Origin of the sequence: Thioalkalivibrio sp. AKL17 (assembly GCF_000377885.1) — a bacterium.
GTDB lineage: Bacteria > Pseudomonadota > Gammaproteobacteria > Ectothiorhodospirales > Ectothiorhodospiraceae > Thioalkalivibrio > Thioalkalivibrio halophilus.
This window is the reverse complement of sequence record NZ_KB898764.1, coordinates 330,193-352,107: the sequence shown is the minus strand read 5'-3', so window position 1 is coordinate 352,107 and position 21,915 is coordinate 330,193. Positions and strand designations below refer to the sequence as shown.

Below are 21,915 nucleotides of genomic sequence, written 5' to 3'. Positions count from 1 at the left end.
ACCGCGCGCTTTCGTCTCTCATGCAAGGATCCCTCGGATGAACCCGCGCATGGTAGCAGCCGAGCGCGGCGATCATGGAGAAGCCCCGCAGCCAGGGTCTATGCTTTACGAAAGAGTCGACCGCGAGACGCGGTCCAGGAGCCCGACATGGGAACCGCAACTCAACACGTTTCATCTGCCCGCAACGGCTTGCGCGCCGCAGGTACCCTGCTGATCGCGGCGCTGTGGCTGTTCGTCGGTGCGGCGTCGGCGGAAGACTACCCCGCGGATTCGCAGATCGAATGGAACAGCTTCGATCCCGAACTGTTCGACCGGGCCGAGGATCAGAACCAGCCGCTGTTCTTCTACTTCCACGGGCAATGGTGCACCTGGTGCATCGACTTCCAGAACGAGTCGCTGGAAAACCCCATGGTGGTGGACATCCTGAACGAGGAGTACATCCCGGTCCTGATCGACCTGGATCGGCGCGCCGACCTCTTCACGCGCTATGGCGGCCGTGGTCTCCCCTTCGTGGTCATCACCACCCCGGACGATGACGTGATCTCGCGCTTCACCGGGCATATCCGCGCCGACGGCCTGTACCGGATCCTGGAGCGCCAGCAGCGGGTGGTGTCGGTGACGGGGCGCGAGGAAACCCCCGCCGAGGAGCCGATCACCACGGTCGACGGCTTTCTTGAGATGCTCGACCAGGTGTACGTCGCCGACGCTGACCGCCTCAGCGGCAGCGCGCTGTTCGGTACCCTGAGCAAGCGCCCGCAACCCTGGACCTACCGCTTCCTGCTGGATCAGGAGAAATGGGCCGGGCGCATGCCGGGTCTGCTGGATCAGGTGGCCGAAGACCTGCACGACCCGGTGGATGGCGGCTTCTTTTTCTTCTATGACTTCGACCAGCGCGACCCGGACCGGGCCCTCGAGACCTCCAAACGCCTGGATCAGAATGCCGCGTTCCTGTGGCTGTTCGCCCGCGCCTGGGAGGAAACCGGGGATGAACGCTACCGCGAGGTCGCAGAAGATGTAATCCGTTGGCTGCACGATTCGATGTGGGACGAGGACCAGCGGCGCTTCGGCAACTCCCAGTACGCCGACAATGCCTATTACCGACTGGATCCGGATGAACGCCGCGCCACCGATCCGCCGCGGGTCGATCGCACGACCTACGCCCATACCTCGGGGCAGGCCATCGCGGCACTGGCCGCCAGTGCGCGGATCTTCGACGATGACGAGCTGCTCGAGTGGGCCGACACCGCCCTGCGCGGCGTGGATGCCTATCTGGGCATCCCGGCCGGTTTCCTGCATGCGGTCACTGAGGAGGGCCAGCCCGAACTGGAAGGCTATCTGCCCGCGCAGATCTGGCCGGAAATCGCCCGTCTGGAACTGCGCCGGGCCGCCCGGGCGCTGGAGCGCGATCCGACGGACACCGCCGCCGGCGAACCCGACCCGCAGGCGCGCCTGGACCGGCTGCAGCCGTTCTTCGACGAGGATCTGAACGCCCATGCCGAGCGACTGGACGGGGAACTCGAACCCTGGACCGAGGTGCCCACCCAGGCCGCACTGGCCTGGTGGCTGCATTACCTGCCGGCGGAGGCGGTGGCGGCCAGCCACGTGGACCCGGCGGCCGTGGAAGCCCAGCTGCAGATCCATCCCGGTGCCGACCCCGATGACATCGCGCTCGGATTCGCCGCCCTGCAGCGCGGCATGCCGGGCGAGGATTAAGAAGTGATCATTCTCCGCCCCCGGCCGACGCGGAGGGATCCTCCCGGGCCTCCAGGCGCTGGCGCAAACGCTCCGCCTCGGCCCCGGTGCGCACCTCCAGCACCTCGATGCCTTCGCCCCCGGCCTCCGGGGGCGGAGCATCGGACCAGGGATCCGGGTCCAGGTGTCCGCTCTGGTAGGCCCAGCCCAGATAGCCAAGGTTGGCCAGCAGCAACGCAAAAATCGTCCAGCGAATCATTCCCCCGCCCTCCCCGTCCGTGACTCGTCCGCCAGCTCCAGCCCGGCGAGCACCGCCAGCCCGTCCAGCACAGGCCGGGGATCCGTTCTGACCGGCCCCGGAAGATCCTCCATCAGCATCCGGGCATCCCCCCCCGTCAGGAGACAGACCGGCACGCGCGCCACCCCCGCAGAGCCGGTACTCCCCTCCTCGGGGTACGGGGTGTCCGCGAGCGATTCACGGCCGGCCGCCACCACGGCCGCCACGCCCGCCGCCCAGGCCGTGGCCCAGCCCCGGTCCAGCGCCATGGCCGTACTCTGCCCCGGCGAGCGCTCGGGCCACGGATCAAAACCCGCGCCCGGCGCACGCGGGGCGATGCGATCGCTCAACAGCTTCTGCATCCCGGCCCAGCCGCCGTGCAGCCCCGGCAGGATGTAGCCCCCGATGTGCACACCGTCGGCGCGCAGCACGTCCACCGTGACGGCAGTTCCGGCATCCACCAGCACCACCGGCTGCCCCGGGTCACGCGCGCGCGCCGCCAGCAGGGCACAATAACGATCCACGCCCAGCTGGCCGTGGGCATACCGCGACACCAGCACGCCCGACTGCGCCGCCGCCCCGGGGCCCACGCCGGACTCCGCCTCCAGACGGGGTTCCACCTCCTCGACCGTCAGACCGGGCCAGGCCGTGGCCAGGGCCTCGCGCAGGCGCCGCGAGCGCTCCGGTGCCCCGACCCGCGCCAGCCATGCGGCCCCCAGCGGAACCGACACCGTTTGCGCCAGCTCCGCCACGCCGGCCGCGATATCGGCGTCGGCCCCGCTGGCCTGTTCCACCCCGGACTCGTCGCGCAGGGACCATTTGAGGCGGCTGCTGCCCAGATCCAGCAGTACCGTCAGACTCGGGTTCCCGTCACTCGGCATGATTCCACCTGCGCACGCTGACCTCTCCGGAATGCAGAGCCTGTTCCCCGCCCCGTTCTCTGCTTTGTTCGTCGCGCACCCGGAGCGTGCCGGCCTGCGGATCGATCCCCAGCGCGAGGAATCGCTCGCCGGTCTCCAGGCGTTCCACGCGCTGCCCCGCCAGTACATCCACGGCACCCAGCCGTTCGCCGGCCTGACTCAGACCGTGTGCCATCAGCCATGGATGCGCCCTGAGCAGACTCGCGGCGAGGCGCCCCGCCAGTTCCAGCCAGCCCGGCGGCGGGACACCCTGCGCGGCCAGGTCCGTCACCGCACGCCCCAGCTGCAGACGCTGCGACCCGGCGCGGTTCAGTCCCACGCCCGCCACCAGCCGCCCGCCGACACCGTTCGCGACACGCGGCGCCTGCTGCTCGACCAGGATGCCCCCCAGCTTGGCTTCGCCGACCACCAGATCATTGGGCCATTTCAGGCCGACCGCGGCGTAGCCCAGCTCGTGCAGGGTCTCGCTGAGCACCAGTCCGGCGCCCACCGGCCACGCCGGCGGCACCCACTCGCCCGGTTCCAGCGGCCACGCCACGGACAGTGCAATGCCGTCTTCCGGGTGCCCGACCCAGTCCCGGCCACGCCGGCCCCGACCGGCGGTCTGCTCGCGCGCCAGACACACCCGTCCGGCCCGCGGCAACGCATCCGCGGACACGTCCTCCAGGAGATAGCGACTGGTGGAATCCACTCGATCCAGGACTTCCACCCGGGCCGGCCCCGCGTGCGCGAATTCATCGCGCAAAAGGCCTTCCAGCGCCGTGGTTTCCGGCGCCATAATGGCGGCAGTCGAGGAGAAGGCGGTCATGGGGATCGGCAGATCGACGGGAGAACCGGCTTGAACACGGTCCATCATCTTACGGCGTTGCGCAGGGGGTTGTCCGCCCTGACCCTTGCGGTCGGGTCACTGGCCCTGGCAGGGGGCCTCGCGGCCCCGCTACCGGCGCAGGCCGATTTCTACACCTGGATCGATGACGATGGCGCCCGCGTCATCAGTGACGAACCGCCCGAACACGGCGATTACGAGGACGTTCCCGGTCCCTCGTCCACGCGCGGCAACACGGCCACCGGCGGTGACGACGGCTGGTCGCCGACCGAGATCTTCGTCTTCGAGGGACCCGACGGCGAACGTCTGGTCACCAACCTGCGCAACCAGGGGCCCGGCATGGAGCTGATCGCCCAGTACGGCCGTCCGCCGGCGCGCGCCCGCTGCGGCCGCAACGCGCAACGGGCGATGGCCAGCGGCGGCGGGGAATACGCCGACATCATCCACGACGCCGCCGGCCGCGAAGGAGTGGATCCGGATCTGGTCCTGTCGGTGATCCACGTGGAGTCCTGCTTCGATCCCGAGGCCGTGTCACGGGTGGGCGCCCACGGTCTGATGCAGCTGATGCCGGCCACCGCGGCAGAGCTGGGGGTGACCGACCGTTTCGATCCGGTCCAGAACGTCCAGGGCGGTGTGCGCTATCTGGCCGCCATGCTGCAGCGCTTCGACGGCGACCTGGACCTGGCCCTGGCGGCCTACAACGCAGGTCCCGGTGCGGTGGAACGCCATGGCGGCGTCCCGCCCTACGAAGAAACCCGCGAATACATCCGGCGCATCGGTCGGCACTATAACGGCGACCAGCCGCTGGTCCGCGCCGGCTCCGGCTGACGCCGCTTCAGCGCCGCTCGCGCCCGCAGTTCCAGCACTGGGTGAACTGCGGCTCGATCCGCTCGCCGCAGCTCGGGCAGGTCCATTCGGTCGCGTCACCCACCGGATCGCCCTCGAGGTATTCCATCACCAGTTCCCGCGCCTCGGTGGCCTGCTCCTCGTGCACCACCACGATGCGCGCCCAGCACTCGTTGGGCGGGATCTCGCCCGAGGCGCCATAGAGCCCGGCCTGATGCACGTGGGCGGGGATGCCCGCGTCGTTGAGCATGCCGCCGATGAACTCGGCCATCACCGGATCGGCGTTGTGGTAGACGGTCTTCATGGATCAGTGTTTCCCATGCCCGCCCGGCGCTACTGGACCGTGCCCTGGTTGGCGGCCTGGAAGTACTCCATGGCCTTCTGGATGGCGTACATCGGCCCGTCATCCATCGCCTCGCGGGTATGCGGCAGCTGAATGTCGGCGTGGTACTTGCGCAGCGCCAGGACATGGATCGGCAGCTCGCGCCCGAACTTGTCGTTGGCATAATTGAAATGTTGCGCCAGCCCCAGTACCAGATGCACCCGATCGTTCGCCTCCAGTGACTCGGGCGACACGGCGACCTCCGGCATCTGCCCCACCTGCCCGGTCACCTGCACCTCGATCCGTCGGTCGCCGTCGGCCGGTGCGGGGCGTTCCGTCTCGTCGGTCACCAGTTTCAGGTTCTCGGAGAGGTCCAGATAGCCCTTGTTCAGGATGTGCAGGTGCGGCTGGAACACCTTGCTGGACATGTTCACCGCCCACAGCTCGAGGATCTCCTTGAGATCCTGCGCCGGCCGGGTGTCACCCAGCGCGAACAGCTGCTGTGCGTAGAGGATGTCCCACACCCACACCTGCCCGTATTCGGGCAGCTCGTCGCCGGATTCGTCCACCGAAACCGTCTGCAGCTCGGGCTGCTCGGGATCGGGGGCATGCAGGGTGAGGGTAAAGGTGGCCAAGGAACTGCTCCAGTCAGACGTTTTCCCCATTGTAGCGATGCGACGCCGGCCGCGGGGAGATCTTTCATCCCGCCCGGGGCCTTGGCACCGACCGCAGCCAACGCCACAGTCGCCAGCCGAGCAACAGCGCCAGCACCCCGCCGTAGATCCCGACCTCGATATAGTCCGCACCCCGGGTCAGCCACAGCACGTGCAGGATGGCCAGCCCGCCCGCCGCGTAGGCCAGGCGGTGCAGACGCGGCCACCAGCGCCGCAGCCGCCGCTGCGCCCCGCGCGTGGAGGTCAGCGCCAGCGCCAGCAGGATCACCCAGGCGGTGAATCCGACGGTGACATAGGGCCGGTGACGGATGTCATCGAGGATCAGTACCCAGTCAAAGAACAGATCCAGCCCGACCCAGACCAGCAGATGCGCGCTGACCCAGGCAAAGGCCACCAGCCCGAGCATCCGCCGCAGCGCGCTGATCCAGGCGAGACCCGTCCACTGGCGCAACGGCGTGACCGCCAGCGCCACCAGCAGCGCGATCATCGCGTGGGTACCGGTATCCTCCAGCAGCCGCTCGATCGGGTTGACCCCCAGCCCGCCGAACCACCCGGCCGCGCGCAGCGCGATCCACACCCCCGGCGCCAGCGAGACCGCCAGCACCAGGGTCCACACCCCGCGCGGAGGCCGGGCCGATGCGCGCCGGCGTCTTTCCACTCAGAACTTCTCGGTCAGGTCCATTCCGGCATACATCGATGCAACCTCTTCCCCGTAGCCGTTGAACATCTCGGTGCGCCGGCGGCGGAACTCGCCGATGCGCCGCTCGGTGGCCTGCGACCAGCGCGGGTGGTCCACGTCGGGGTTCACGTTGCTGTAGAAGCCGTACTCGTTCGGCTGCATGCGGTTCCACGAGGTCGGCGGCTCGTCCTCGACGAAGCGGATGCGCACGATCGACTTGATGCTCTTGAAGCCGTATTTCCACGGCACCACCAGCCGGATCGGCGCCCCGTTCTGGTTGGGCAGCACATGGTCGTACATCCCGACCGAGATGATCGTCAGCGGATGGCGCGCTTCGTCCATGCGCAGCCCTTCCACGTACGGCCATTCAAGCACGCTGCGACGCTGCCCCGGCAGGTTGTCCGGATCATGGATGCTCTCGAAGGCGACATAGCGGGCGCTGCCGGTCGGCTCGGCACGGTCGATGATGCGGTTGAGCTCGAAACCGATCCACGGGATCACCATCGACCAGCCTTCCACGCAACGCAGGCGGTAGATCCGCTCCTCCAGCGACCAGGGGTCGATGAAATCTTCCAGCGCATACTCCCCGGGGTTGTCGCAGAGCCCCTCCACGCGGATGCTCCAGGGATCGGTCTGCAGCTTGTCCGCCAGGCGGTGCGGATCTTCCTTGCCGGAGCCCAGCTCGAAGAAGTTGTTGTAGGTGGTCGCGTCCTCGAACGGGGTCAGCGATTCGTCGGTGGAGAACTCGCCCGGCTCCGCGTCCAGGGGCTTAAGCTCGTCGCGCAGGTCGGCACCCGCCGGGCCCGCAAGCCCCAGCGCCCCCAGGCCCAGCCCCGCCCCGAGGGCCAGACCGCCCTTCATGAACTCGCGGCGGCGCCGGTAGACCGCCTCGGGGGTCACCTCGCTGCGCGGGATGTCACTGCGCCGGCGCACTCGTATCAGCATGGGGTCTTCCTCGTCCGGGGATCTGAACCAATCGACCCCGCAGCGGCGTGTGAGTTCGCGCGCCCGGACAATACCGACCAAGCCGCGAAGCGCCCACCCCGTCATTGCGAGGAACCGAAGCTCTGCCCTCCCCTCCACCCCGTCATTGCGAGGAGCCGAAGGCGACGCGGCAATCGGTCAAAGATGCCTGCACCCTGGCACAGACGGCTTCGGAGGAGATCGCCACGTCACTGCGCGACTCGCGATGACGGGAAAAGGAGGGCCATGCGAATCGCGATGACGGGGACGCGAATGGCGTCGCGCGAACATGAACGGGGGCGGGTGCGTAAACGGGTTCGCGAACCGGTGCGGGTACGAATCAAACGATCGCGCCGGGTCCGGTCACCGCGGGATCCGCGAACCACCACTGTTATCATGTTTCACCGTCGAATCACGGAGACCGCCATGAGCCGCACAGAACCCGCCCACCGGGACATCCCGGTCAACCTCGTCACCGGCTTCCTCGGGGTCGGCAAGACCACCACCATTCGCGCTCTGCTGGAGCAGCGTCCGCAGGACGAACGCTGGGCGGTACTGGTCAACGAATTCGGCGAGATCGGCGTGGACGGCGGCCTACTGGCCGACACCGGCGTGCGCACCGAGGAGATCCCCGGCGGCTGCCTGTGCTGCGTCTCCGCGCAGATGTTCACCGTGGGCCTCAACCGTCTGATCCGCCAGCAGCAGCCCGACCGCATCCTGATCGAGCCCACCGGCCTCGGGCATCCGGCCGAGATCATCCGCACCCTGACCGCCCCACCCTACGACACCGCGCTGGATCTGCGCGCGACCGTCACGGTGATGGACGCGCGCCACCTGGCCTCGCCGCGCCATCGCGAGCACCCCAACTGGAACGACCAGATCGCGGTGGCCGACGTGCTGATCGCGAACAAGGCCGACGCCTGGAGCGAGGCCGACCGCGAGGCCCTGCATGCGTTCGTGGCCGGCCTGCCAGCTCCGCGCCCGCGGGTGATCGAGACCCGCGAGGGGCACATCGATGCGGCGCTGCTGGACGCCGCGCGCCTGGAGCACGGCGGCGCCCTGTTCCCGGAGGCCCGGGCGTTCCTGGCTGCGACCGCGGACACCGGCCACGATCATGACCATGACCACAACCATACGCATGAACACGAACATGACCATGCGCCCGCATCCGACACGGGCGACTGGGTCGTGATCGACAACCGCGGCGACGGATTCGTCGGCCGTTCATGGCGCTTCCCGACGTCCACCGTGTTCGATCACGCGGCGCTGGAGGCCCTGATCCGGGAACAGGACGCGGACCGCCTCAAGGGCGTGCTGCAGACCGAACGCGGCTGGCAGCAGATCAACCGGGTGGAGCGCGATGGCGGCCTGGAAGCCCTGGCGACGCCCCCGGACACCACCCCGCCCCGCCTGGAGCTGATCCGTGCCGAAAGCGGCGACCGCGGCGGCCGCGAGGAGCTCGAGGCGCTCAACGCCGTGGACCGCGCCCTGCGGCGCGCCGCCAGACTGCCCGCGGACGACTGAGCCGCACTCTGTCTGCCGTGGCCCCCGGGCCCGCTGTGCCCCCGGGGTCTACTGCGGACCGGGGGGCACCTCGCGGTCGCTGAACTCCGCGCGGTAGAACCACTCGTTCCCCGGCAGGCTGTTGGGGTTGGGGAACACGATGAAACCGTCCTCCGGCGCGCGCACCTCGGTGCCATCGGCGCGCACGCCGATCAGATCACCCCGGGTCAACGGATCGAAACTCTTCCACTCGCGGGCGAAGGCATCATCCGGGTGGTCGCGATCGATCACCTCTACCAGGCGCAGCACTTCCGGGTCAGCCTGCCCGGGCGTGGCACGCCGTGGCAGCATCGCCAGCTGCGCCAGCGCGTTGATGATGGCGTTGTAGGCCACCTCCGGCGCCTGCGGGTCGTCGTGCTGGCCGCATTCCAGGGTCACCCCGTAGCCGCCCTGGCTGCGCATGTACTCGGTGGTGCCGATGCCGTAGCTCGGATCGGTGGACAGGATCTGCGCCCGGTGGCTGGCGTTGGGGTTCTTCATGCGCTTCTCCACCCCGCGCGCATAGGTGTCCAGCCAGCCCTCCACCATGCGCCGCGGTCCCAGGCAGGCCGCCAGCGCCTGTTCCTCGGCCGCCTGCGCAAACGGCTCCAGCTCGCCATCGTTGTCACGCGGGCCGAGCATGATGAACGGCTGCCCGCCGGTGTGGAACGAGTGGAGGTCCAGCAGCACGTCGTGCGCCGCCAGCAGCGGACACAGCCGGTTGGCAATACGGTCCTCGAAATCCTGCGGATCCTCGGTCACCCGCAGGTTGCGATTGAGATTGCGCTCGCCCATGCGCTGGTTGCGCTGCACCGCCAGGGGATTGGTGCGTGGAACCAGCGTGAGCGTGCCGCGCAGCAGCTCGCGTTCGCCGGATTCCAGCTCCGCCTGCAGCCGCTCGGTCGCCTCGGTGCCACACAGCTCGTTGCCGTGCACCGCGCCCAGCACGATCAGGCGCGGCCCGGGCTCCAGGCCGTGGAAGGTGACGGATTTCAGCGCCGTGGGCTGACCGGACATGCGCGCACTCCTGCTTGCGTGGAAAAGGCGCAGTCTAGCCTTCGTCCCCGCGTTCCTCCAGCCACAGGATCAGGCCCGCGTGGTGCAGCGGATTGCTCTCGATGCCCTGCCCCGGCTCCAGCGGATAGTCGGCCAGCGCGGACTCCAGATCCGCATCCGCGGCGGCGTGTTCGGCCGTCAGCTGCAGGACGGCGGTGGTCCCCGACGGGCGGTGCACGGCCGGATGGAAACGCTCGGCGATCATGCCCGGCAACGGCGGGTCCTCGGTGGTGCGGAACCCGTCCTCGCCGGAGAAACGCGTCCAGGCGGTACGCAGCAGGGCGCGCACCCGCTCGCCGTCGCCGCTGTCGGTGGCGGCGTCCCAGTCGTGAAGGCCGCGGGCCACGTACGCGTAGTCCGGCAGCGTGGCCGGGCCGACCTCCTTGGCCGGCAGACCCAGCAGCGCCGGCAGGTCCTCCGGCTCGTCGGCGCGTGACGCCAGCCAGTCGCGCACGTCCCGGCCCATGGTCTCGTACTCCTCGCCCAGGTCCTGACGCACCGCCTCGGCCAGCGCCGACAGCAGCATGCCGTGGGCGCCGGTCAGCACCTTCTCGTCACGCGGCAGGCCGCGCTCCTGACGCGCCTCGATCAGCGCCTCGCGGCCCCGGTCGACGTACTCGCGCACCCGGTCCTCGTCGAGGTCGAAGCGCTCGGCCAGTGCCGCGGTATCCATACCATCGGCCGGCAGGTGGCCGTCGCTGAACGACGGCGAGCCGTCCATGCCGAAACGTGCCCGCACCAGCTCCGGCTCGGGGTGATCCTCCAGCGCGGCGTCCAGCGCGGTGCCCGGCCACAGGTAGGCACCGCCCTCGCGGCCCTCGTCGTCCAGCGCCGACAGGCTGGAGGCAAAGCCCCGGAAATCGCTCTCCGGTGCGCCCGCCGCGCCGGGGTCGGAATCGCGCAGGGCCATCTCGCGGCCGACGAAATCGAGGGTCTCCAGGCCGATCCGCGTCCAGTCCTCGCGCCCGAAGAGCTCGCCAGCACGCAGGTAGACACGCGCCAGCTGCGCCTGATCCTCCAGCATGATCTCGAAGTGCGGGGTACCCCAGTCCGGGGTTTCCGAATAACGGAAGAAACCGCCGCCCAGCACGTCGCGCAGCCCGGATCCGGCCATCTCTTCCAGAGTGATGCTCAGGAATTCCCCGACCCAGTCCGGCGCGCGGGTGTCTTCCTGTGCGGTCAGCAGTGCATCCAGATAGGGGGAATGCGGGAACCTGGTCTCCTGCCCGAAGCCCCCGCCCAGATCATCCGCTTCGCGTTCCATGCGGCTCCAGAGGACGTCCGGCAGGCGTGCCGCACGCTCCGCCGACAGGGGCTGCTCCCCGTCGCGCAGACGCTGTTCCAGCTCACGCGAGCCGGCGGCGGCCAGTTCGGCCAGGCGCTCCTCATCCGCCGTCAGCCGCTCCACCACCCCATCGAGGAAGTTGGCAAAGCCATCCCGCGGCGCGTAGACCACCCCGGTCAGCGCATGGCCCTCGGGCATCACCACCACGTTCAGCGGCCAGCCGGCACTGCCCCCGGTGGCGCGCTGGAACTCCAGCAGATAGGTGTCCAGTGCGGTATGCACCTCGCGGTCCAGCTTGACCGGGATGAAATGCTCGTTGAGCCGTTCGGCAATGCCCTCGTCTAGAAAGCTTTCCTCGTGCATCACGTGACAGTAATGGCAGGAGAAATAACCGCTGGAGATCAGCAGCGGCCGGCCGCTTTCGCGGGCCTCGTCCAGCAGGCCCCGATCCCAGGCCCGCCACTGCACCGGGTCCTCCGCGTGCAGACGCAGATACGGGGAAATGCTGTCGGCCATCTCCGGATTCGCCGGCTCGGCCGCCAGCGGATGGGCTCCGGCCAGGACCAGCGCCAGACCTGCCGCCAGAACCGCAAGCGTGCGGCGCATTTCGGACACGGGATTCATGAAACTCATGGCCTACCTCAATCCGGACGTGTAATGTCTGTGAGACCGCTCAAGTTGATCAAGCATTCCCTCGCGGAATTCCCGAGCCGGCATCCACCTTTTTCGTACATGGTCTGTACAGATCCTGTATAGTTCGGAGCATGGCCATCGCAACCGACAACGACTCGAACGAGCAGGCGGGGCTGTACCCGATCCGGCACGTCTGTGCGGAGACCGGCATCAATGATGTCACCCTCCGCGCGTGGGAGCGTCGGTACGGGCTCATCCGCCCGATGCGCACCCCCAAGGGACACCGCCTCTACAGCGAGGAGGACATCCGGCGGGTCCGTCGGATCATGGAACTGCTGGACCAGGGCATTCCGGTCTCGCAGGTCCATCGCGTGCTGCAGCGCGACGAAGACGCCGCGGCGCAGGATCCCGCCGAACCCGAGGGGGACGACGGACCCGCCTCGCCGGCACCCGGCCGACGGCCCGCGATCAGTGGCCCCGGGATTGCCCCGCATACGGCCGACCCGATCGCCGACGCGCTGTACCACGCGGTGGACCCGCTGGACGTGGAGCAGCTGGACCGCGCCTACGCGCGGCTGGTGATGCGTCACGGATGGGACGGGGTGCACGAACGGGCCTTCCTCGAGGTCTATCGTCAGTTGCGCGAGGAGTCCCGCCATTCGCCCGAGGGCGAGGTACGCCTGGCGGTATTCTCCGCCTGGGCCACCGCCGCCCTGGCCGACCAGCTGCGCAATGCCCTGCGGGCCTGCGAAGGGCCTGTGGCGCCCTGCCTGGTGCTGGGCGGCGGTCATCAGCAGGTCGGCGGCATGCTGCTCCAGGTCAGCTGTGCCCGGCGCGGTCTCGCCACCCTGTCGTTGTTCGACGCGACCAGTGCGGCCGCGCTGGAGTCGCTGGTCGGCACCCTGGGTGCGCGCGGGATTGTCCTGCACGGCTCGTCGCGCCTGCTGCGCAGCCCGGACCTCAATCAGGTGGAGGGAATCCTGGCGGCACCCGGAGCGCCGGTCTACCTGGCCGGCTCCGCCGCCCTCGAGCTGTCAAAGCTCGACAGCCAGCGCCCGGTGGAAATCCTGCCCGGCGCGCCCCTGGAAGCCGCCGACCGGCTCTGGCAGTACCTGGGCCGCGGCTGAACCCCTGGATGGGCCCGAGGCGATGGCGACGCCCCTGCGCACGCTGCTGATCGTCCTCGGCGGCGCGCGGGAACACGACCTCGCGCGGGTGAGCTGCGCCGGCGCCTGCGCGAAGGAGACCGCCTGTGAGTACTCCGTCCCCCGCCCTCGTCTGGCTGCGCCGCGACCTGCGCCTGGCCGACCAGCCCGCGCTGCACGGCGCCCTCAGCCGCGGCGGCCCGGTGATCCCGGTGTACATCCACGCCCCGCACGAAGAAGCGCCCTGGGCCCCCGGCGCGGCGTCGCTCTGGTGGCTGCATCACAGCCTGCAGGCGCTGGCGGGCGAGCTCGAGGCCCTCGGGGCCACGCTGACCCTGCGCCGGGGTTCGAGCCTCGAACAGCTCCGCGCGCTGGTACGCGAAACCGGCGCCGGCGCGGTGTACTGGAACCGCCTGTACGAACCGGCGATCACCGCGCGCGACGCCACCATCAAGGCCGCGCTGCGCGAGGACGGCCTGGAGGTGCACAGCTTCGCCGCTGCCCTGGTGCACGAACCCTGGGAACTGGCCACCGGCCAGGGCACGCCCTACCGGGTCTTCACCCCGTACTGGCGCGCCGCCTGCAAGCGCGGGCTGGAACGCGACCCGCTGCCGGCCCCGACGCGCATCCCCTCGCCGCCGTCGCCCCCGGCCTCGGAACCGCTGGAGGCCCTCGAGCTGCTGCCACGCATCCGCTGGGACAGCGGGCTGGCCGCGGCCTGGAGCCCGGGCGAGCGCGCCGCGCTGGCACGTCTGCAGGGCTTCATCGAAGACGGCGTGGGCGCCTATGGCGAACGCCGCGAGCGCCCCGACACCGACGGCACCTCGCGGCTGTCGCCGCATCTGCATTTCGGCGAGATCAGCCCCACGCAGATCCTGCGCGCCCTGCGCCAGGCCGGGCACGAGCCGACCGACGGCCCGGCCGAGCCCTTCGTGCGCGAACTCGGCTGGCGCGACTTCGCCCACCACGTGCTGTACCACTTCCCGCACACCCCGGAGCAGCCCCTGAACCCGCGCTTCGAGGCCTTCCCGTGGCGCGAGTCGGCGGAAGACCTGGAGCGCTGGCAGCAGGGCCGCACCGGCATCCCGGTGATCGACGCCGCCATGCGCCAGCTGTGGGAGACCGGCTGGATGCACAACCGCATGCGCATGGCAGTCGGCTCCTTCCTGACCAAAAACCTCCGGCTGCACTGGCACGCCGGGGCGCGCTGGTTCTGGGACACCCTGGTCGACGCCGACCTCGCCGCCAACACCCTCGGCTGGCAATGGGCCGGCGGCTGCGGCGCCGATGCCGCGCCCTACTTCCGCATCTTCAACCCGCAGCGCCAGGGGGAACGCTTCGACCCCGACGCCGCCTACATCCGGCGCTTCGTCCCCGAACTCGCCCGCGCCTCCGCGCGCGACATCCACCAGCTGCGCCCCCGCCTCGGCGCCCACTATCCCGCCCCCATGGTCGACCTGAAACAGAGCCGCCAGGCCGCCCTCGATGCCTTCGCCACCATCAAGCAGAGCGGGTAGAATATGCCGCGACCATGAACCCAACAGCGAGAATCCGGCGATGAGCACCTTTTCGGAAGGCAACCTGCAGTACCCGCGCAACGTCTCCTACAATTTCAGCCGCTACGAGGACACCACTCCGGTGCGCGTGGAGGCCGAGGGCAAGCGCTACGTGGGCCAGCTGCTCAACCACGAGCCGCCCTACCGCGTGCGCGTGACCGAAGAGATCGTGACCCCGGGCAGCGCCCGCTTCATCCCGGTGCGCGAGATCCATCTGCAAAGCCTCGACGGCGTGGAATACCTGCACAAGGGCCACCACGCGCACTGAGCCACAAACCGCGAGCCGGCTCCGGCCGGCTCAACGGTTCACACGCCCGCGATGTGGTCGGGCGTGCGCACCGGGGCAGACGCGATCAGGGCGATCACGAACAGCACCAGACAGAACAGGATGGCGTTGGCCAGCCCCAGCCAGGCCTGCAGCAGGCCCAGCCCCAGCAGGCCGAAGATCGCCGCGGCCTTGGCCGCCAGGCCCCAGAATCCGAACCAGCGCCCGGCCTCGCGCGGCGGGGACATGATCGCCACCAGCGCGCGGCCGGCCGACTGCGCCGCCCCCAGGCTCAGCCCGGCGACCGCCCCCACCACCAGAAACACCTCCTGCGCCTCCACCGGGCGGCCCACCAGCGCGGCCAGGGCGTCCGCCAGCGTGGGCGTGGCGTAGATCGCCAGCACCGCCAGGCACCACATGATCAGCGTCAGGCGGTAGATCCGCACCGGCCCCGCGCGATCCTGCAGCCAGCCGAACCCGATCGCCCCGACGATCGCCGTGATCTGGGTAATGACGAACATCGTCACCCGCGTGGACTCATCCCACTCGATCACCTGCGAGCCATAGATGAAGGTGAAGGCGATGATGATGTAGATCCCCGCCATCAGGAAGAAGATCGACACGAACAGGCTGCGCAGCGCGCGATCCTCGCGCAGGCGCTGCAGCGCCTGCAGTACGCGCCGCCAGCCCAGCCCCAGCTGCACCCGGCGCGCAAGCTCGCGGCGCGTACCGCGCTCCTTCAGGAACAGGAAGGTCGGCAGCGCCGAGACCAGGAAGAACGCCGCCGCGAACGGCCCCACCCAGCGGATGCGGTCGAAGTTCTCCTCGGTCACCTCGCCCAGCAGCCCCAGCGCAAACGCCGTGGCCACCAGACCGCCCAGATACCCCAGCCCCCAGCCCAGCCCCGAGATCCAGCCCAGCCGCTCCGGCGGGCCCAGGTCCGGCAGGAAACTGGCGATGAACGACTCGCCGATGGCGTACCCGAAGTTGGAGGCAATGATCAGCGCCATGCCGAACCAGATCAGCCCCGGCTCGACGAAATACAGCAGTCCCGTGGTGACCACCGTCAACAGCCATGAACCCAGCAGGAACCGCTTGCGCGTGGCCGTCGCATCCATGATCGCCCCCGCCAGCGGCGCCAGCACCACCACCATCCCGTAACTCACCGCCAGTGCCACGCTCCACAGCAGATTGCCCAGGCGGTAATCCGGCCCGTCCCCCACGATCACGCGGGTGAACAGATCGCCGAAGATCACGGTGATGATCAGCAGGGTGTAGGCCTGGTTGGCGAAGTCGAACATCGCCCAGCCGAAGATCTCCCGGCGGGGCGCCGGCGCCTTCGGCGGATAGCGCCGGATCAGCGACATGCCGGCACTATTTCGCTCCCACAAGCGATACGGGCACCGCCGTGGAATCCAGTCCCATGCGCTCCACCGCGAAACGCCGCACCCGCTCGTAGGTGTCCAGCAGCATATCCGTGTGCGCGCGGGTACGACAAAGGTCTTCGGCGAAGGTCTCCGGATCGCGCATGTACTCGTGCACCAGCCGGTTGCGCAGCCGCCGCACTTCAAGCCAGTCTTCCAGGTCCTCGATCACACCCAGACGTTCCGCCCGATTGAGGACCTCGATCTGACTGCCCGGTGTTTCCGCCAGCGCGAGAAGCCAGCGTGGCAGGAGCTTGTCGGCGATGGTGTCCTGCATGCGGCCGAAACGGGACACGAATGCTTCCATGCGCTCCGCTCGCTCCGGGGCGTCGTCCAGCGCTCGCACCCATTCAGCGTCGATCGATTCCGCTGCCAGCCGCCCGCGACTCCAGTCCAGATGTTCTCCCTCCCGGCGCACGATCTCCAGCGTCTGCAGAAAGCGATCGACTGGCAGCAAACTTTCCTCGTTCACAGCGGCACCCCCGTGCGACGGGCTTCGCGATGAATCGGCTCGCAGGTCGTATCGGGATCGATGGTGACCACATCGAATTCGCGATCCCCCAGGCGCCTCTGCAGGCGCGCCACCAGGGTCAGCTCCCGCGACCGCCGATCCGGCATCGACTGCGGCAGCTCCACCAGCAGGTCGATGTCCCCGCCGCGCGCGGCATCATCCGTGCGCGAACCGAACAGCAGCACGCGAGCCTCCTCGCCAAAGACCTCCCGCACCGTGGTGCGAATCGTCTCGCGGGTTTCGTTCGACAGGCGCATGGGCATGGACTCGACGTGGCGAGGGATTCCGGGATCGTAACAAATCCCCGGCACCGGAACGGACCGGTCGGGGCCCAGCCCGGCTTCAACCGGTGGGAGGCCAGCCCTCTGGCCGATCGGGCGCCGAGTCCGGGCTCGCGTCGGCGAGCAGGCCTGCATCCCGGCCGAGGCGCTGTACCAGCCGGGCACACCGTGCACGCGCGGCGGCAGAATCCGGCAGGCGACGCGCCCACTCCAGGGCGGTCGCGGGGTCACGGCGCTGATGCTCGTGGTATTTGGCCAGGGCCTCGATGGCTTCCGGGTGTCCCTGTTCGGCCAGAGACTGCCACAGAGCGACCGCGCGTTCCCAGACACCCGCGCGGCGCCATTCCCGGGCGAGCCACAACCGCCCGGCGGGGTTCAGCCGTTGTTCGCATTGCTGCAGCAGCCGGCGGGCTTCCACCGGCCCCCGAAGCCGGTGTAACAGACGCGCGGCGCCCTCGGGCGAAGCCAACTGCGCCGGCGGGTCGGCCAGCACCCCGGCGAGCGCGGGACCCAGAACGGCCAGACTGAAGATATCGTCGGCATTGTGCCGCACCACACGCTGCAGCAAATCCGCCTGACCGAAGCGCAGATACGCCTGCCACGCCCACGGCGCGTCAGAACCGGGGAGGTCATCGGGGCGCTGCAGGCCCAGAAGCCGTTCTTCCGCGGTGCGCAGGCGGCAGTCGGGCCAAGCATGGCCATACAGCGCGCGTACCGGATGGAGAAAGTCGGTGTGGGCGCTGTCCGCCGGATCGTTTCGACGCTGCATGCGCCGGCGGTCGCGCAGCAGCGGCAGGTCGAAGGTCTTGCCGTTGTAGCTGACCAGGCGCTCGCAGCCGGCCAGCGCGGCATCCACCGACTCCAGCATGGCGGCCTCGCCGGCGAACGCGGTCATCAGCCACTGGCGCAGGCGCAGGCCCTCGCCGGTCGGCGTCGCCAGGCCCACCAGAAACGCCACGGTCCCGGCACCGCCGGCCAGCCCCGTGGTCTCGGTGTCGATGAAGCCCACCCGTTCGCCGGCCTCCCAGAACGGCCACGCCGACTCCAGGGCCTCCCCCAGAGCCAGCCGGCCATGTTCGTGCCCCGGTGGCAGCTCGCGATCCAGCAGGATCACGTGTTCGCCAATGCGGCTGCCGCCGAGACGTTCGGCGAGTTCGTCAACGGATACGGCCGGGCCATGGGGGATCGCGGTCGGTGCCGTCGCCCCGTCTGACTTCCCATCTGCGGGGGATACGGCGGAGTGCCTGACATCCTGCGCGCTGGGCTGTTTCGGCGCAGCCCCCATACGCCGGATCCGTTCGCGCAGCTCGGCCAGGGCGCGGGCGCGCTGCGGGCTTTCGCCCTGCCCGGTCGCTGGCGCCCGGCCTTCGCGCACGGACCCTTCGTTTCCCGACGCACCCCCCGGATCTGCGGAGGCGTCCGTCATCGAACCGGTTTCTTGCCCGGATTCGGTCCCGGGGGCCGTCCCGCCTGCGGCATCCGCAGGGCCGGCTTCCGAACCCCCGGGGGCCGAACCGGAGGGTCCGGCCCCGTCCCGGACAACCTCGTCCGCGGTGCGCCGTTCCGGGGTCACGCCGGCCTGCCGTCGCAGGGTGTTCAGCCGGTCGGACAGGCTCATGCCGCCGCCCCCTCGCCAAGGGCCTCCAGCACAGTCAGCGCCGCCTGTTTGGGCGAGAACCCGCGCACCTCGTCGCTGGCGAGAATCGGGCCGATGCAGGCGGGACAGCCATGGGCACAGCCGCAGTTGTGGATCAAGGCCAGGGCGTCGCGGACCACCCGCGCCCGCGCATCGAACAGCGGCGACGACAGCCCCACGCCCCCGGGATAGTTGTCGTACAGGAACACCGCCGGTCGGAAGCGCGCTTCCTGCTCGGGGTCGCGCTCGCCGCCGTCGAGGGTGCGCAGCTGTCCCCGCCCGCCGGCCCCCACGGTGGCAAACCAGCGGGCGTCGCCGTCACCCACCGCACGACCGAGATCCTGCGGTTCCGACATCACCACCAGCGCGGCGACGTGATGCATCGCGTAGGCCGCGCCGAGAAAGCCGTCCAGCGCCTCGTGGCGGGAGGCAAAATGCTCCTCCAGCGCCTCCGGCGCCATCTGCCACCACACCGAGGTGGTGTGCATCTCCTGATCCGGCAGATTGATATTGCCGTAGCCAATGTTCTCGTGGGTGTAGTAGCGGATCTTCTTGTAGCCCGGGATGCGGCGGACGATATGCACCTCGCCTCGCGCAGCCTCCCCCTGCCCGGCCGCGCTGCGCTCGAAGTCGTCGAGGATCTTCAGCCGGGTGTAGTCGATGGCGTCGGTGTAGTAATCGGCGCGGGTGCGGGTGACGAAGGCCTTGCGCCCGTCCCAGTCGAGGTGCTCGACCTGGTAGGGCACCGCCTGCACCAGGTAGATCGCCCCCTCGTACAGGGTCTCGGCGGCACTGGAGAAATCCACCTCCGCGATGATCTTCTGCTGCCCGTCGCTGGTATCCACCACCACGAAGTTGCCCTCGGCCACCGAGCGCAGGCTGACGCTCTGCGCCGGGTAGCTGTCCTCGGTCCAGTGCCAGGTGTCGGACTCGCGGTGCAGCACGCCCTCCTCTTCCAGGTAGTCGAGCAGGGCCTCCAGGTCCTCGCCGCCGAAGGTCTCGCCGCGCCGGAATGGCAGCTCGAACGCCGCGCAGCGCACGTGGTCCAGCAGGATCAGCAGCTGGTCCGGGGCGATGCGCGCCTGCTCCGGCGACTGCCCGAGGAAGAACTCCGGGTTGCGAATGATGTACTGATCCAGCGGCTCGGAGCTGGCCACCAGCACGCCCAGCGAGGGCCGGTTGCGCCGTCCGGCGCGACCGAGCCGCTGCCAGGTGCTGGCGATGGTGCCGGGGTAGCCCGTCAGCAGGCACACGTCCAGGCTGCCGATATCCACGCCCAGCTCCAGCGCCGAGGTGGCGATCACGCAGTCCACGTTGCCGCCGCGCAGCGCCTTCTCGGTCTCGCGGCGCTCGTTCGGCAGATAGCCGCCACGGTACGCGGCCACCCGCGCCGCCTTGCGCGGGTCGTTGTCGAACACGTCCTTCATGTAGCGGGTGATGATCTCCACCATCAGCCGCGTGCGCGCGAAGATGATGGTGGACAGCTTCGCCCGCATGGCCGTGCGCGCGATACGCGTGACCTGCGAGCGCGCCGAGGCGCGGATGCCGAGATCGGCATTCACCACCGGCGGATTCCACAGCAGCAGGTGGCGTTCGCCGGCCGGCGCGCCGCTCTCGGTGATCGCCTCCACCGGTGCGCCCACCAGCCCTTCCGCCAGCTCCTGCGGGTTGGCGATGGTCGCGGAGCTCAGGATGAACACCGGATCCGCGCCGTAGAAGCGGCAGACCCGGCGCAGCCGGCGCATCACGTTCGCCACGTGCGAGCCGAACACCCCGCGGTAGCTGTGGGTCTCGTCGATGACCACGTACTCCAGGCTCTCGAAGAACTGCGCCCACTTGGTGTGGTGCGGCAGCACGCCCTGATGCAGCATGTCCGGGTTGGTGACCACGATGTCCCCGCGCGTGCGCACCGCCTTGCGCGCATCGCCCGGGGTATCGCCGTCGAAGGTATAGGCGCGCACGCCCAGATCGCCGGCCTCGTTGAGCTCCATCAGCTCGGCCACCTGGTCCTGTGACAGGGCCTTGGTGGGGAACAGGTACAGCGCGCGCGCCTTGCGCTCGCGCGCCGCCTGCAGCACCGGGAGGTTGTAGCACAGGGTCTTGCCCGAGGCGGTGGGGGTGACCACGACGGTGTGATGCTCGGCACGCACCCGATCCCAGGCCGCCCGCTGGTGGCTGTACAGCCGCTCGACGCCGCGCGCCCGCAGCGCGGTGGCGATCGCCGGATCGAGGTCGTCGGGGATAGGCGCGGTGCTGGCCGGCCGCGCGGGCATCACCAGCTCGCCGGTGATCCGCTTGCGGTAACGCGCCTTCAGCCGCTCCGCCAGCCGGCGCGCGCCCTCCACTTCGGAATCGGCTTCGGGGACATCGGATGGCGGACGGGCCGATTCGGGCACGGAATGCTTTCCACGGGAGCTGATCACTGGCGATCTTAGCCCGCAGAACCAGAAGCAGCCAATGACATGAGAGGGCCACCGTGATCTCTAAACGGGTCGTCTGTCATGTCTCCGCAATGGTCCAGCCACGGGCGCGCATGTCAGTCAGGAATGCCTGAACGACAGACTGCAACGTCGGCACGAATTCGTGCCCCGTTTGCAGGGCGTCGGCAAGGGTCACTGGGTCCTCGATATATTCGTGCACCATCTGGTTGCGCAGTTTCCGCATGGCCAGCCAGTCGTCACTCGAAGGCATCAGCCCCAGCTTTTCGGCTCGGTCAAGGTTGTCAATGGCGGCGCCAACATGTTCTCCCAGCGCTTCGAGGTAGAGCGGGAGCAGTTTGTCCCCCAGGGTATCCTGAAGGCGGCCAAATCGGCTGACAAAGGCTTCCACTCGTTCGGCCTCGTCTACTTTCTCGGCGAGGTCGCGCGCACGGGCCTGGGTGAATGGCTCGTTGAATACGCGCTGGTCGGTGGTCAGAAGATGCTGTTGCTCACGCTGTACGACACGCGCGAGAAACCGCAGACGTTCCAGTTGTTCGTGCCCGAGCTTCACAGAAGCTGCCCTTCTCTTTCGGCAATGTCATGAACCGGGCTCCGGGTGATGTTCGGGGCGGAGAGGACAACGTCCACTGCACGCCCCTGGAGCCGGCGGCTGATCATGGCCGAGAGACGGGCGGAAAGCATGGCCGGGCGCTCGACCGGGTCATCCAGCTCAACCAGCACGTCGACATCGCCACCTCGCCCTGCATCGTCCAGACGCGAGCCAAACAGCCGAACACGGGCGCTCGCACCGCATTCTCGGCGCACGACCTCGCGGATTGCTTTTATATGCTCGGGACGAAGGCGCATTCCGTTGATTGTAGGCCAGCCGGTGCCCCCCTCCAAACGGAGGGTCGGCTGATCGGGGCACATCCGTGTGCCTCGGCGAAACTGCGATAAATCCG

At 69.2% G+C, this 21,915-nt stretch carries 22 protein-coding genes; 6 read left to right on the top strand and 16 right to left on the bottom strand.

Annotated elements, in window-relative coordinates; all coding sequences use genetic code 11:
• Nucleotides 1-147: 147 nt before the first annotated feature.
• Nucleotides 148-1,713: a DUF255 domain-containing protein gene (locus D577_RS0101620; protein ID WP_026288848.1), complete on the top strand. Its 1,566-nt coding sequence runs from the start codon at nt 148-150 to the stop codon at nt 1,711-1,713.
• Nucleotides 1,714-1,720: 7 nt separating this feature from the next.
• Here D577_RS0101620 and D577_RS0101615 read toward each other — a convergent pair whose 3' ends face one another.
• The 3 genes from D577_RS0101615 to D577_RS0101605 are packed head-to-tail and all read right to left on the bottom strand — an operon-like array spanning nt 1,721 to nt 3,667.
• A complete protein-coding gene (locus D577_RS0101615) occupies nt 1,721-1,951 on the bottom strand; it encodes a hypothetical protein (RefSeq protein WP_018945857.1) in 231 nt (76 codons plus the stop codon).
• Nucleotides 1,948-2,850, bottom strand: a complete 903-nt coding sequence (locus D577_RS0101610) for a type III pantothenate kinase (protein ID WP_018945856.1) — start codon at nt 2,848-2,850, stop codon at nt 1,948-1,950. The genes D577_RS0101615 and D577_RS0101610 overlap by 4 nt, the downstream gene beginning before the upstream one ends.
• On the bottom strand, nt 2,840-3,667 hold the full coding sequence (locus D577_RS0101605; protein WP_026288847.1) for a biotin--[acetyl-CoA-carboxylase] ligase: 828 nt from the start codon (nt 3,665-3,667) through the stop codon (nt 2,840-2,842). The genes D577_RS0101610 and D577_RS0101605 overlap by 11 nt, the downstream gene beginning before the upstream one ends.
• 99 nt (nt 3,668-3,766) lie before the next feature.
• Here D577_RS0101605 and D577_RS0101600 point away from each other — a divergent pair, with 99 nt between their 5' ends.
• The gene (locus D577_RS0101600) at nt 3,767-4,543 is read left to right on the top strand and encodes a lytic transglycosylase domain-containing protein (protein ID WP_018945854.1); all 777 of its coding nucleotides are present in this window, start codon (nt 3,767-3,769) and stop codon (nt 4,541-4,543) included.
• 7 nt (nt 4,544-4,550) lie between these two features.
• Here D577_RS0101600 and D577_RS0101595 read toward each other — a convergent pair whose 3' ends face one another.
• The 4 genes from D577_RS0101595 to msrP form a co-directional block, all read right to left on the bottom strand.
• Complete coding sequence (locus tag D577_RS0101595) at nt 4,551-4,865, bottom strand: DUF2007 domain-containing protein (RefSeq protein ID WP_018869615.1); 315 nt, start codon at nt 4,863-4,865, stop codon at nt 4,551-4,553.
• Nucleotides 4,866-4,894: 29 nt separating this feature from the next.
• On the bottom strand, nt 4,895-5,518 hold the full coding sequence (locus tag D577_RS0101590; RefSeq protein ID WP_018945853.1) for a hypothetical protein: 624 nt from the start codon (nt 5,516-5,518) through the stop codon (nt 4,895-4,897).
• A 64-nt stretch (nt 5,519-5,582) separates the two neighbouring features.
• Entirely contained in the window at nt 5,583-6,215 is a 633-nt protein-coding gene (locus D577_RS0101585; protein WP_018945852.1) for a sulfite oxidase heme-binding subunit YedZ, read from the bottom strand.
• Nucleotides 6,216-7,181, bottom strand: a complete 966-nt coding sequence (gene msrP / locus D577_RS0101580) for a protein-methionine-sulfoxide reductase catalytic subunit MsrP (protein WP_018945851.1) — start codon at nt 7,179-7,181, stop codon at nt 6,216-6,218.
• 444 nt (nt 7,182-7,625) lie between these two features.
• On the opposite strand from msrP, the gene D577_RS0101575 reads away from it, so the two are divergent.
• Nucleotides 7,626-8,723: a GTP-binding protein gene (locus D577_RS0101575; protein ID WP_018945850.1), complete on the top strand. Its 1,098-nt coding sequence runs from the start codon at nt 7,626-7,628 to the stop codon at nt 8,721-8,723.
• A 48-nt stretch (nt 8,724-8,771) separates the two neighbouring features.
• Here the strand turns inward: D577_RS0101575 and D577_RS0101570 are convergent, their stop codons facing one another.
• Complete coding sequence (locus D577_RS0101570; RefSeq protein ID WP_018945849.1) at nt 8,772-9,758, bottom strand: succinylglutamate desuccinylase/aspartoacylase family protein; 987 nt, start codon at nt 9,756-9,758, stop codon at nt 8,772-8,774.
• 34 nt (nt 9,759-9,792) lie between these two features.
• Nucleotides 9,793-11,715 (bottom strand): thioredoxin domain-containing protein, encoded by a 1,923-nt coding sequence (locus tag D577_RS0101565; RefSeq protein WP_018945848.1) that lies wholly within the window; start codon nt 11,713-11,715, stop codon nt 9,793-9,795.
• Between the two features lie 131 nt (nt 11,716-11,846).
• Here D577_RS0101565 and D577_RS0101560 point away from each other — a divergent pair, with 131 nt between their 5' ends.
• The 3 genes from D577_RS0101560 (at nt 11,847) to D577_RS0101550 (ending at nt 14,684) form a co-directional block, all read left to right on the top strand.
• Nucleotides 11,847-12,842 (top strand): MerR family transcriptional regulator, encoded by a 996-nt coding sequence (locus D577_RS0101560; protein ID WP_018945847.1) that lies wholly within the window; start codon nt 11,847-11,849, stop codon nt 12,840-12,842.
• A 125-nt stretch (nt 12,843-12,967) separates the two neighbouring features.
• Nucleotides 12,968-14,377, top strand: coding sequence for a deoxyribodipyrimidine photo-lyase (locus D577_RS0101555; protein ID WP_018945846.1), 1,410 nt, complete (start codon nt 12,968-12,970; stop codon nt 14,375-14,377).
• A 40-nt stretch (nt 14,378-14,417) separates the two neighbouring features.
• Nucleotides 14,418-14,684 carry a hypothetical protein gene (locus D577_RS0101550; protein ID WP_018945845.1) on the top strand — a complete coding sequence of 89 codons (267 nt, stop codon included), beginning with the start codon at nt 14,418-14,420 and terminating at the stop codon, nt 14,682-14,684.
• 38 nt (nt 14,685-14,722) lie between these two features.
• Here D577_RS0101550 and D577_RS0101545 read toward each other — a convergent pair whose 3' ends face one another.
• The 7 genes from D577_RS0101545 to D577_RS0101515 form a co-directional block, all read right to left on the bottom strand.
• Complete coding sequence (locus D577_RS0101545) at nt 14,723-16,048, bottom strand: MFS transporter (protein ID WP_018945844.1); 1,326 nt, start codon at nt 16,046-16,048, stop codon at nt 14,723-14,725.
• Between the two features lie 7 nt (nt 16,049-16,055).
• Nucleotides 16,056-16,577 (bottom strand): hypothetical protein, encoded by a 522-nt coding sequence (locus tag D577_RS0101540; protein ID WP_018945843.1) that lies wholly within the window; start codon nt 16,575-16,577, stop codon nt 16,056-16,058.
• On the bottom strand, nt 16,574-16,873 hold the full coding sequence (locus D577_RS0101535) for a nucleotidyltransferase domain-containing protein (protein WP_018945842.1): 300 nt from the start codon (nt 16,871-16,873) through the stop codon (nt 16,574-16,576). Before D577_RS0101535 ends, D577_RS0101540 begins: the two co-directional genes overlap by 4 nt.
• An 85-nt stretch (nt 16,874-16,958) precedes the next feature.
• On the bottom strand, nt 16,959-18,515 hold the full coding sequence (locus D577_RS0101530) for a ribonuclease H-like domain-containing protein (protein WP_018945841.1): 1,557 nt from the start codon (nt 18,513-18,515) through the stop codon (nt 16,959-16,961).
• Complete coding sequence (locus D577_RS0101525) at nt 18,512-20,929, bottom strand: DEAD/DEAH box helicase (protein ID WP_018945840.1); 2,418 nt, start codon at nt 20,927-20,929, stop codon at nt 18,512-18,514. Before D577_RS0101525 ends, D577_RS0101530 begins: the two co-directional genes overlap by 4 nt.
• Before the next feature lie 103 nt (nt 20,930-21,032).
• Nucleotides 21,033-21,524, bottom strand: coding sequence for a hypothetical protein (locus D577_RS0101520; protein ID WP_018945839.1), 492 nt, complete (start codon nt 21,522-21,524; stop codon nt 21,033-21,035).
• Complete coding sequence (locus D577_RS0101515; protein ID WP_051073614.1) at nt 21,521-21,778, bottom strand: nucleotidyltransferase domain-containing protein; 258 nt, start codon at nt 21,776-21,778, stop codon at nt 21,521-21,523. Before D577_RS0101515 ends, D577_RS0101520 begins: the two co-directional genes overlap by 4 nt.
• Between the last annotated feature and the right edge of the window lie 137 nt (nt 21,779-21,915).

Excerpts from the sequence above, each read along its gene's own strand:
- D577_RS0101610 (WP_018945856.1), bottom strand. The coding sequence starts at position 2,850 with ATGCCGAGTGACGGGAACCCGAGTCTGACGGTACTGCTGGATCTGGGC.
- D577_RS0101560 (WP_018945847.1), top strand. The coding sequence starts at position 11,847 with ATGGCCATCGCAACCGACAACGACTCGAACGAGCAGGCGGGGCTGTAC.
- msrP (WP_018945851.1), bottom strand. The coding sequence starts at position 7,181 with ATGCTGATACGAGTGCGCCGGCGCAGTGACATCCCGCGCAGCGAGGTG.
- D577_RS0101620 (WP_026288848.1), top strand. The coding sequence starts at position 148 with ATGGGAACCGCAACTCAACACGTTTCATCTGCCCGCAACGGCTTGCGC.
- D577_RS0101615 (WP_018945857.1), bottom strand. The coding sequence starts at position 1,951 with ATGATTCGCTGGACGATTTTTGCGTTGCTGCTGGCCAACCTTGGCTAT.
- D577_RS0101535 (WP_018945842.1), bottom strand. The coding sequence starts at position 16,873 with ATGCGCCTGTCGAACGAAACCCGCGAGACGATTCGCACCACGGTGCGG.
- D577_RS0101550 (WP_018945845.1), top strand. The coding sequence starts at position 14,418 with ATGAGCACCTTTTCGGAAGGCAACCTGCAGTACCCGCGCAACGTCTCC.
- D577_RS0101595 (WP_018869615.1), bottom strand. The coding sequence starts at position 4,865 with ATGAAGACCGTCTACCACAACGCCGATCCGGTGATGGCCGAGTTCATC.
- D577_RS0101575 (WP_018945850.1), top strand. The coding sequence starts at position 7,626 with ATGAGCCGCACAGAACCCGCCCACCGGGACATCCCGGTCAACCTCGTC.
- D577_RS0101545 (WP_018945844.1), bottom strand. The coding sequence starts at position 16,048 with ATGTCGCTGATCCGGCGCTATCCGCCGAAGGCGCCGGCGCCCCGCCGG.
- D577_RS0101530 (WP_018945841.1), bottom strand. The coding sequence starts at position 18,515 with ATGAGCCTGTCCGACCGGCTGAACACCCTGCGACGGCAGGCCGGCGTG.
- D577_RS0101565 (WP_018945848.1), bottom strand. The coding sequence starts at position 11,715 with ATGAGTTTCATGAATCCCGTGTCCGAAATGCGCCGCACGCTTGCGGTT.
- D577_RS0101605 (WP_026288847.1), bottom strand. The coding sequence starts at position 3,667 with ATGGCGCCGGAAACCACGGCGCTGGAAGGCCTTTTGCGCGATGAATTC.
- D577_RS0101570 (WP_018945849.1), bottom strand. The coding sequence starts at position 9,758 with ATGTCCGGTCAGCCCACGGCGCTGAAATCCGTCACCTTCCACGGCCTG.